The sequence below is a fragment of the Nocardioides ginsengisegetis genome (genome assembly GCF_014138045.1).
GTDB lineage: Bacteria > Actinomycetota > Actinomycetes > Propionibacteriales > Nocardioidaceae > Nocardioides > Nocardioides ginsengisegetis.
Map to the genome: position 1 here is coordinate 1 of NZ_JACGXA010000006.1, position 9161 is coordinate 9161.

The 9161-nt window shown below is 65.8% G+C and carries 12 protein-coding genes; all 12 read right to left on the minus strand.

Going from position 1 to position 9161, the window contains the following annotated elements; genetic code table 11:
- Positions 1-358, minus strand: a 358-nt coding sequence (locus FB382_RS21745) for a hypothetical protein (RefSeq protein WP_182542049.1), incomplete at its 3' end; no start/stop codon positions are given.
- Between the two features lie 15 nt (positions 359-373).
- A complete protein-coding gene (locus tag FB382_RS21750; RefSeq protein WP_182542039.1) occupies positions 374-607 on the minus strand; it encodes a hypothetical protein in 234 nt (77 codons plus the stop codon).
- Between the two features lie 13 nt (positions 608-620).
- The gene (locus FB382_RS21755; protein WP_182542038.1) at positions 621-1523 is read right to left on the minus strand and encodes a phage major capsid protein; all 903 of its coding nucleotides are present in this window, start codon (positions 1521-1523) and stop codon (positions 621-623) included.
- 27 nt (positions 1524-1550) lie between these two features.
- Positions 1551-2045 (minus strand): hypothetical protein, encoded by a 495-nt coding sequence (locus tag FB382_RS21760; RefSeq protein WP_182542037.1) that lies wholly within the window; start codon positions 2043-2045, stop codon positions 1551-1553.
- 62 nt (positions 2046-2107) lie between these two features.
- Positions 2108-3028, minus strand: a complete 921-nt coding sequence (locus tag FB382_RS21765; protein WP_182542036.1) for a VG15 protein — start codon at positions 3026-3028, stop codon at positions 2108-2110.
- Positions 2997-4358, minus strand: coding sequence for a phage portal protein (locus FB382_RS21770; RefSeq protein ID WP_182542050.1), 1362 nt, complete (start codon positions 4356-4358; stop codon positions 2997-2999). The genes FB382_RS21765 and FB382_RS21770 overlap by 32 nt, the downstream gene beginning before the upstream one ends.
- Before the next feature lie 17 nt (positions 4359-4375).
- Positions 4376-6010 (minus strand): hypothetical protein, encoded by a 1635-nt coding sequence (locus FB382_RS21775; RefSeq protein WP_182542051.1) that lies wholly within the window; start codon positions 6008-6010, stop codon positions 4376-4378.
- Positions 5997-6440, minus strand: coding sequence for a phage terminase small subunit (locus tag FB382_RS21780; protein ID WP_460717017.1), 444 nt, complete (start codon positions 6438-6440; stop codon positions 5997-5999). Before FB382_RS21780 ends, FB382_RS21775 begins: the two co-directional genes overlap by 14 nt.
- Entirely contained in the window at positions 6440-6667 is a 228-nt protein-coding gene (locus tag FB382_RS21785; RefSeq protein ID WP_182542035.1) for a hypothetical protein, read from the minus strand. The genes FB382_RS21780 and FB382_RS21785 overlap by 1 nt, the downstream gene beginning before the upstream one ends.
- Positions 6668-7453: 786 nt before the next feature.
- Positions 7454-7678, minus strand: a complete 225-nt coding sequence (locus FB382_RS21790; RefSeq protein WP_182542034.1) for a DUF3310 domain-containing protein — start codon at positions 7676-7678, stop codon at positions 7454-7456.
- Positions 7675-8880 (minus strand): hypothetical protein, encoded by a 1206-nt coding sequence (locus FB382_RS21795; RefSeq protein ID WP_182542033.1) that lies wholly within the window; start codon positions 8878-8880, stop codon positions 7675-7677. The genes FB382_RS21790 and FB382_RS21795 overlap by 4 nt, the downstream gene beginning before the upstream one ends.
- A partial coding sequence (locus tag FB382_RS21920) for a hypothetical protein (protein ID WP_220481995.1) occupies positions 8877-9161 on the minus strand: 285 nt, incomplete at its 5' end. The genes FB382_RS21795 and FB382_RS21920, both read right to left, overlap by 4 nt.

The window sequence follows — 9161 nt, forward strand, 5'->3', positions numbered from 1 at the left end:
CGGGAGTGTCTGGCGTGAAGGTAGCGCGCACCGAGAAGACGGCGGCCCCCACATCCGGGTCCAACATCGACCACCACTCGTCGAGGATGGTGACGCGCCGCGACTCTGCGGGAAGGCCGTAGCGGTAGTCGTCGATCGCCTCATACTGGGCGCCGGTCGGGTTCAGCGCCTTGGCGGCGACCGCCATGACCTCGACGTACTTGAGGATCTCCTGGTCGAGGAGCGTGACATCCCCGAGCCTTGCCTTGATCTGGAGCTCGGCCCCATTCAGCCACCAAGTGACCTGGGCCTGCTCGTTGGGATCGGCGATGGGGCGGCCGAGCTCGACCGCTACGTCAGCGTAGGTTGCGATAGCCACGACCGCCCCACCTCCTCACTTGGACTTGCTGTAGCCGGACTCGAGCAGCGCGTCGAGGATGCCCTCGGGCACGGTCGTCACGTCGCCGGTCGGGCTCTTGACCTTGACGTACTGGACGTCGTCGACTCTCGCGACCACCTCGGGTGCGGTGTGCTCCTCGACGCGATCGACCAACTCCTGGGGAGTGGGGTCGGTCGCCTCGGCTGAGGCGGTCAGGTCTTCGGTCGTTGTCGCCTTCTTGATGGGCATATCAGACCTCCGATCAGGCGGCGTTGGTGTACTTCACGAAGCTGGCAGCGTCGTTGACGAGCCAGCCGTACTCGGCCTCCGCGAGGATGGCGACGAGGTTGTTCTCCCACAGGGAGGTCAGCGTGCCGTTGATGGTCACGGTGGCCTCGGTGGAGACGCTGTAGGAGATCTCGCCCACGGCGCCCCAGGCGGCCTGCGACCAGTCGCCGAGGTAGCCGTAGATCTTCGGCGTGGCGGCGTAGACGCCGTCACCCAGGAACGCCTTGCGGCCCAGCAGCTTGCCGCGCTGGATCAGGCCGGCCTCGTCGGTGTAGGTCGCGTCGAGGAAGATCGGACGACCCTGCGAGTCCTTCGCGGCGTTGAACTCCGGCTCCATGCGGGAGTCGAACGCCCAGCCGTTGGGCTTCTTGCCGGCGTTGACCAGCGTGCGGAGACCGGCGTTCAGGTCGTCGTAGACGGCGGTGAACGCGGGGGCCGTGCCGGTGAACTCCTGCGACGAGGAACCCGTGTCGATGTTGGTCGAGAACGGGCTCGAGGTGCCGTGCAGGGCCGCGGCGTCGAACGCGAGGGCGAACGCCTCTGCGATCTGCGGACGCAGGACGTCCATGTAGCCACCCGGGTTGGCACGCACGACCTCAGCGGAGACCACCGCGATCGCGGCGAGCTTCTTCGGGTCCATCGTCTTGAGGGCCATGCTGCCGCTCGAGGCGGGCTTCTGCGCGCCTTCCGCAACCCAGCCGGCGGTGACCTTGCCGGTGACGACGGGGATGGACTTGCCGGAGATGCCGAGCGGCACGCGGCGGGTGAGCTGCTGCACGACAGACGACTGGTAGGCCGTGTTGAAGATGGCCTCGGACTGCTCGCGGTTCAGGAACCCAGAGAAGTCGGAGAGCTTGGTTGCGGCGGTGATCGCCATTGCGTCCTCCTAGGACGGGTCAGGGCATCAGGCGATGCCGAGCTTGGTTCTGAGTGCTTCCTCGAGCCCGTCGGAGTTGAGGGCGTGAGGCTGCCCGGAACCGCCCTGAGTGAGATCAGGCCGCGGTCCCGCGGTGGTTGTCTGCTGCGTCCGAGATCCCCAGAGCTCGGCCTGGCGGCGCATCGTCTCTTCGTCGCTCGCGGTCAGGATCAGGTCGACGTTGTCGGTGATCCCGGTCTCGGCGGCGATGCGGAAGCGGAGGGCCTCGGTGGTCGCCTTGGTGGCGGCCTCGGTGGCTTCCTGCGCCTCGCGCTGCGCCTTCTCGAGGGCGGTCTCGTTGGCGCGCTCGATCTCGGCCAGCTTGCTCGCGGCAGCGTTGAGCTGCTTCTCGAGCTCCTTGGCGCGCTCTCGTTCTGCCTTGAGTGCCTTCTCGCCGTTCTCGCCCAGCGGCTTGTCGGCAGGGTCGCCCTGCGTCTGCTCCGCGTTCGGCTCGCCGGTCGGCTCGGTGGTGGTTTCGGACATGCGGGTTTCCTCCATCGCGGGGGAGTTGCCCGACGACCTCGCGTCGTCGGGAAGATGTGGGGCTACTTGAGGTAGCCGTAGAGCCGCAGCAAGCGGATGGCGTCCGAGTGGTCCCTGGCAATGTCGTAGATCGTCTCGGGGCGGAGTCGCACCAGTCGGGACGGATTCGCCTTGCGCCACGCGGAACGCTTCGTGGTGCCGTAGTGCGTTGCTTTCACCCGGTGCCCGAACAGGTCCGTCCGGTAGCCCTTGGTGATACCTGGGGCCGAAGTGCCGCCTGTCGCGTTCACAACCTCGCCGAGGTCAGCGCCGTCGCGAACCGCACGCTCGTCGGCCTTTGACAGCCCGCGGAGTTGCCCACGCTCGAGCAGCGTCGCGGGCGAGACGATCAGGCCCTCGTCGTGGGCGTCCTGCCAGGACGTGACGGGCACCATCACGCAGTCACACAGCGGGTGCCGCTGGAACGCGTCAAGGTCCCGGTAGATGCGGCCCGCCAAGATCGCGCAGCGCGCACATGACGGCGGATTCAGCATCCGGACGTAGTTCGTCCAGTCGGGTCGAGCGGTCATCTCCACCTGGGAGGCCGCGCGGCCTGCGTCCTGAACCTCGGAGACGATCAGTTGCTCGACGGCACCCATGAACTCGACCGCATCGGCCCACCACGCATCGGGCAGCGGCTCCACTGGCGCCGGAATGAAGCGGTCGATTGTGGCGATGATCGGCTCAGTGATGGGGAATCCCGCTGACGACACCCCGGCGAACGCCGCAGGGGCCGTCAGGGGCGCTATGTCACCCGCAAACGCAGCCACTGACTGCGCGGAGGCGCTCGCGGAAGCCAACTGGTACGCGGAAACGGTCGACGCGATCTCAAGCAGTGGCGCGCGCCGCTGGAACAGGCGGCGAACCGCCACCAGGGCTGCCGCCGAGATGCGGCGCTGGCGGTTGTAGTGGCTACGCGCCTGCGACAGGCTGGGCGTTGCCACCGGCAGCGTCCTTCAAGATCTGCTGCATGAGCGGGTCAAGCGCCTCAGCCTCGAGGTACTGCCGCTCCTTGGCCTTGCGGGCCTCGGACCAGCCGAGTTCGTCCCACATGCCCTCACGGGAGATGCCGCCAACCGACCGCATCTTCGTGAGCGCGTCGGCACGCTGTGAGAACGTCGGAGTGCCGGGGTCGAAGTAGTCCACGCGGACGCGGTTGCCCTCGATCTCGCGACCCGTAGCGAAGCGGTAGGCGAGCGCACCGGCCCAACCGAGCACCATGCCCTCGGCGTCATTCTTGTCGCCGACATAGTTGACCAGGTCGTTCTCGTCGGCCCGAATGGCGCCCTCGGCGGGAGGGTTGGAAGTTGTGATGCCGAAGTAGCGTGCTGGGAAGCCGTAGGACACTGCGGCCTGACGACCGTAGACGTTCATGGACGTCTCGAAGTTCTTGAGGTCGGCGGCAGCCAACTGCCCAACCTTGCCCTGTGGGTCAGTGACCATGTGGATCGCGTCGAAGTACGCCTCAAACTGCGGGATCGGCTTACCGTCAGCACCAACGAAGTCACCCTGAGCAACACCCGTCATGTACTTGCGCGGGATGCCGTGAGCCTCTTGGGCGAACTGTAGGTTGGTCAGCGACCGGGCTACGGAATCAGTGAGCCCGATGATGTCGACCAGTTCAGACTCGCCCTCGAAGGCGCCCGACTCGCGCTCATTGAGGTGCATCAGGATCGGCACGACGCCGAGGCCGTGCATGTCGCGGTCTACCTCGTACCAGCGGCCATCCTTGCCCTTGGCGACCCAAACGGTGCCGTCGGGCGTGTAGAGCGTGACGTTCGTCGGCCCCGCGCCGAGACTGTCAACGCCGTAGAACCGCGCCGCAGCGAACATCTCCTCATGGCGGCTGTCGACCAGCGCCTCCATCTCGCGCGGCGATTCCACGCGAACCAGGGGCATGTTGGGGTTGCGCTCATTCGTCCCGACCGACATGAAGCCGCGCCCAAAGGTCAGGGTGTCGCGGCGGAACATCTTCGTGTGCGCCGTGAGGTTGTTGGCGTCCCAGATCGCACGCAGGATCGGGTCCGCGGTCTCCTCGCCCGGCAGGATCAGCGCCCGAACCTTCTGGCGCCCCGTGATCGTTCGGACGACCACGCGCGGCCAGTTAGCGACCACGAGGAACCGGCGCATGTTGGGCGGAAGCGCCATGCCGAGCTGCTCGATACGCTGCTTGAGGTGCAGGTAGCGCCAATAACGCTCGTCCTCGAAGTAGCGCGCGTCGTGACGGTTCTTGAGCTCCTCAATCAGAGCCACCTCGGAGGGGGTGAGTGCCACGAGCCCTCCTTCAAAGGTCAGCGGGGTAGGCGGAAGTACGTCGGTCCGGTCACGAGTTCCGGCCAGCCGGCCGCGGTCATGTCGCCATGTGCCTCATGCGCGAGAATCGAGACGACGGCAAGGTCGATCTTTCGACCGTCACCAGGCTTGGACAGCACGTAGCGGCCATTCAGGCGGGGCGCCTTGCGGGCGTTCCCGATGTGCTGCCCCGTGTCCTCGCAGCCGTCATGCGTGAACGTCGAATCCTTCTTGTTCACATCCGTCAGCAGCCGCTCAGCGGCGGCGTGCATCGGCTTGTCGCGGAACGTCGGCCAGCGAATGACGACCTTCTCGCCGTACTTCTCAGCCCACGAGTCGATCTCCGTGGCCCAGTACGGCGGGTCGGCATACAGCCGAGCAACCGCGTAGGTCTCCATCAAGTAGTCGAGCGCAGCCGCAACTTCGAGGCGAGGAACCTGGCCGCCATGATCGGCGGGATTCCAGACCATCGGCGTACCGTCCGCGAACTTCGGCGTGAACTGGTAGCCATCGCGCGTCTCACAACGGAAGCCCGACCAGTCGTCCACATCGGAGCCATCGAACGCGGCCACAACCTGAGCGCCGACGGGAACCTCGACGACAGCCTTGCGCGTCTCCCAGGCATCCCGCGGAAGCCACGAGCCGAGGCCCGCAACGATCCGGTTGCCGTAGAACCTCTCAGCCTGGCCGGGGTCCTTCTCCATCAACTCCGCAGCCTCAGCTTCGATGCTGGCGAGGTTGACGTGCGGGGATCCCTCGTAGTTGAACCGGTGAATCTTCGCCCGATCCGCCTTGACCGAGTAGCGCAGATCGGCGGGCGGGGCCTCGTAGAACTTGAAAATGTCTTTGGCCTTGGACTCATGCGTCCGCTGCGCCACCGACTGCTCAGACGGGTCCCAACAGTTCGTCGTCTCCATCGAACGGCCACCCATGCCCGCGAGGCCGCGACGCATCGTCTCCGCGACCTTGATGAGCTTGTTAGACGCCGTGTAGAGCTGCGTCTCGTCCTGCAAGGCGAACGTGATCGGGTTACCCAGGCGCGACATCGCGCTCGAGGTCACCACGTCGATCCGGCCATCATTCGGCAAGCGAATGAATCCCTCACGCACAAGCATCTGCTCAGACAGGTACGGGCCGCGCGCCATCGCCTGCAACGGCCGATAGACGTTGTCGACCTGGTCCTCAGACGTAGCGAGCAACTGGATCAGCGGCGTCGGCCACGGCATCCCCATCGCCTCGCCCGCGTCATAGACGTAGGTCCAGCCACACGAACAGCCGTGGTCCTCACAGCGGTAGACCTCGCCACCCTCAGCCCAGCCGGCGAACAGCGTCGGACCGACAGCCTCACCGCAAGTCATCACGGCACCGAATGGACCCTTGCCGACCTTCTGGCACGCCACACACTGGCTACGACGGTTGTGGAACGCTGCCGAACGAGTCGGGTATCCCTCGCCGTCGAACGCGACCGCATCCGGCTTCACCCGGTAGTGGTTCACCGTGATCCACAACTGCCAGTCGTAATGCCGCCACACCGTGCCCTTGCGGAAACCGTCGGGGATGATGCAGTGACGCTCATGCCACGCCGGGACAACCCAAAGCGTCGGGAAGTCGACCGAGTAGCTACGCGCTCCCACGGTTCAGCCGGTCTTTGATGTTCGTCACCTGGGCGACAACCTCGGGAACAGCCTTGATGTCCGGCGCCGAAACGATCTTGATGCCCGCACGCAACTGCGAGTCCGGCGTCAGGTACAGGTTCGCCATCATCTGATTCAACGACTTCCGGTCCTCCGTGCGCGCCTTCGGCTGCTCAGCCTCAGCGAACATGCGGACCGTGAACGCCACGTAATGCAGCGTGTGGGCGTCCTCCCAGATCTGCGCGACAGGCTCAGCCCACCACGACTCCCACAGCTCGAGCTCGCGCTCAGACGGCTCAACCAGAGGCCACACGGGGGCAGGCTTCTGACGACCCTCAGCGGGGAGCTTCGTCCAATCGCGCTTCTCGCTGCGCGCAGAGTTCGGGTCCGGCGCAGGGCCAGAGTGTGAGCGCGCACCACCGCGAGGCATTACTGAGACTCCGTGTCGGCCGTGAATGTCAACTCAACGAAGCCCAGGCGCGTATCGCGGGTGTCGGTCAACTGAGGCGGCGACGACAGGCGCCGGTTGCGCTCGGCAGCCAACTCCTTCATCGCAGCCTCGGCCGCGTCCATCGCTTCCTTCACGAAGTCGGGGCGCTGCGGGAACTGAGCAGCAACCTCGCTGTCGACATGCAGGGATGCGGTGACCTGAGTCATCTGTCCTCCTCGACGGCATCGCGCCGCGCCGGGGTGCCGCACAGCATCGCGCTATGCGTCTGGTGATATGTAGGCGACCCTATGAACCCGCCGCGCCGTTGCCAGCCCTCCCCCGCGGTCCCTTACATCAGGGCTCGTCGGCCCCACCCCCCACCCCTATATCACCAGGTGATATGAAGGGTTGCCTTACCTGCCGGAGGTTGCGAGGTTGCAGGCGGGACACTCAGGCCCGCGGTATCTCGACCTGTCGTGGTCGTCGTGTCCGAGGTGCCAGGCGTTCGGGTCGATCGGCTTCGTGCAGCGCCAGCAGGTGTACGTGTGGCCCTGGTCCATGCGCTGCTGGTACGAGGCGCGTAGGCGGTCGTGTGTGGCGTCGTAGCCACGTTGCTGCCTTGTTCCTCGGGCCTTGTCCTTGGCTCGAGCGCAGGCAGGGCATCGGCTCGTGTTGGTGAGCTCGGGGCAGTCGAGGCAGACGCGTAGTGCCACGCCTACTCCTCGGTAGTGCTACAAGGTGCGCTCAACTAGGACGACGGACCATTGTTGGTGTGCTTGCCCCGTGTTGGCGGCTCATGGTTGTTGGTGTCCGGTCTCGTGGTTGAGCGGGTCTGGGTTGGCCGCACAGGTTGCGGCGTGTTGGGTGTTGAGGCTGGGGACGACTGACCAGTGACCGCACCAGGGGCAGCGGTAGGTGTCGTCCAATCAGGTCACAGCCTTCACCGGGTTGGGTGTTAGGGATCTGCCTAAAGCGAGCAGCCGCAGGACCACTCGCCACACAAGGGGCAGCCCTCAGTTGGCACGGGTCTCGCGCTTGGCGATCTCCCGCTCGATGTACCACTTGGCCTTGCGGAGATCCTCGATGGCGTCGAGCTTGAGGTCGCAGCGCCAGATGTACTTGACGGCGTTCCCGAGGTTGAAGCCCATGTGCTCGGTGATCTGGATGCACTCGATGCCACTTGGGTGTCCTGTGTAGTGCGTCGGGTGCTCAACGGGGTCAGGCTTCGGCGTGCTCACAGGAACGCCATGTCTGACCAGCCGAGCGGCGCGTGCTCACCCACGAGGTAGGCGAGGATGCCGGAGCGTGAGTAGCGGCCCGTCATGTCGGTCAGCCACTTGCTGCCGCCGTCGAGCGAGGGCGCTTGGAAGACTGAGCACGAGCCCATGTCCCAGGCGGCGAAGTGGTGGCGGTGTGCGGTCTGCCAGATGCGTGCAGCGTGCGCCTGGTGGTCGCCGCGGACTTGGCCGTTGAGCCACTTCTCGAAGCCGGACGCGTCGTTGCCGGGGATCTTGTGGCCGTGGTTGAACGCCATCGGGACACCTGCGACGTCGGCGTAGACGTTCATCTCGTCGTGCGGGATTGTCCATTCGACGTGGGCGAACTCGGGTCGATCGAGCACCCTGCGCAGGGTCTCAGCGAGGAAGCCGCCTGCGTTGTCGCTGTCGCTGGTCTGGGACTTCGCCGCACCCATGCGGCCGAACTCGCCGTGGTTGCACAGCACCGACACGAACCGGGCCTTGTCGAAGCGCGGGAACAGGTGCCGTGCGTACTGCTCCCACACGTCGAGCACGAAGTTCATCTGGCCGCGGTGGTTTAGCTCAACCGTGAACAACTGGGCGGCGTAGTTGCCGGCGCAATTCTCCATCGGGTCGCCATTGTTGACCAGCACAACCTCGGAGACGTTGTAGTCGCCGGCCATGCGATCAAGCCAGCGGTCTACGTTCTCGAGGCCGTCGTGAAGCCGCTGCTGAGTTGCTGCGACGCCGCCACCCTCGGACTTGCCGCCCTGAATGTCAGCGAGGTTGATGACCGCGGCGACGCTACCGTTTCGGGTGGTCGTGCGCTCCCGCTTCGGGATCTTCCACTTCGCGACGGCCTTGCGACGCTCAGTGATCTCATCATCGGAGAGCCGCGCCTTGGGCTTGCGCTTGAAGCGGGCGCCGTAGGAGTAGAGCTGGACGATGTCGCGGGTGCCGTCCTCGAGCGCCTTGGACTGCTGCCACGTCGTCATTCGGACCGTGTCGTCGACAACCTCGAACTCAGTGGCGTCGAGCTGGAAGATGCGGAATACGCGCGACCAGTCACCGGACTTGATCGGCGCGTCCAACTGCACGTCGGTGAACTCGCCACCCTCGGGCGTGACCTCAACGCGGCCCTTGTTCGCCAGGTGCTCGCGTTCGATCGTGCCGACGCGGCGGGCAGTGTCGGCGATGCTCACCGCAGCATCTCCCGCGCACCACAGCGGCCCCGTGCGTGACGGGATAGCGCGTCTGGGTGGAGCAGGAGTGGAGTGTCCGGGTCGGCCGCGACCATGTCGCTGATGGCCGTGTACTTGAGGCCAGGGTTCGCGAGCAGTGACCGGAGCCCTGCGGCTTCGGCGGTGGGGATGCCTGCGAGCGCATGGCAGACCTGACAAGTCCTGTGTGGCAGTTCGGCATTGACGGTCGCTGCGAGTTCGGAGAGTGCCACGACGGGGCTCCTGTGGGTCGGCGGGGCGCT

Coding starts and splice junctions, on each gene's coding strand:
- FB382_RS21750 (WP_182542039.1), bottom strand. CDS start 607: ATGCCCATCAAGAAGGCGACAACGACCGAAGACCTGACCGCCTCAGCC.
- FB382_RS21755 (WP_182542038.1), bottom strand. CDS start 1,523: ATGGCGATCACCGCCGCAACCAAGCTCTCCGACTTCTCTGGGTTCCTG.
- FB382_RS21760 (WP_182542037.1), bottom strand. CDS start 2,045: ATGTCCGAAACCACCACCGAGCCGACCGGCGAGCCGAACGCGGAGCAG.
- FB382_RS21780 (WP_460717017.1), bottom strand. CDS start 6,440: ATGCCTCGCGGTGGTGCGCGCTCACACTCTGGCCCTGCGCCGGACCCG.
- FB382_RS21785 (WP_182542035.1), bottom strand. CDS start 6,667: ATGACTCAGGTCACCGCATCCCTGCATGTCGACAGCGAGGTTGCTGCT.